The organism is Stenotrophomonas sp. SrG, from assembly GCF_050031795.1.
Classification (GTDB): domain Bacteria; phylum Pseudomonadota; class Gammaproteobacteria; order Xanthomonadales; family Xanthomonadaceae; genus Stenotrophomonas; species Stenotrophomonas rhizophila_A.
Window position 1 is genome coordinate 1 of sequence record NZ_JBNBBE010000556.1, and the last position, 253, is coordinate 253.

The following is a 253-nucleotide window of genomic DNA, read 5'->3' on the forward strand; positions in this document are numbered from 1 at the left end:
GATGGCGCTGGAGGAGCGGCTGCTGGAAGCAGACCGGCTGGCGCATGTGTCCAGCGCGATCGCCGCAAACCGCAGGCTGCTGTACGCCCAGCGCATCGAGCAGGTGGGCGACCCGGGCTTCCTGCATTACGAAGTGCTGGTGCGCCTGCGCGGTACCGACGGCCAGCTGCAGGGCCCGGGCCCGGGCATGCCGGCCGGGGAGCGCTCGGGCGGGGGCAGGGCGCGGGAGCGGCACGGGGGGGGGCGGCAGGTC

Annotated in this window: 1 pseudogene; it reads left to right on the top strand. The window is 75.5% G+C overall.

The features are described 5' to 3' along the window. Positions 1 to 253: pseudogene (locus ACQG3P_RS20840) on the top strand (PAS domain S-box protein); the annotation flags it as partial.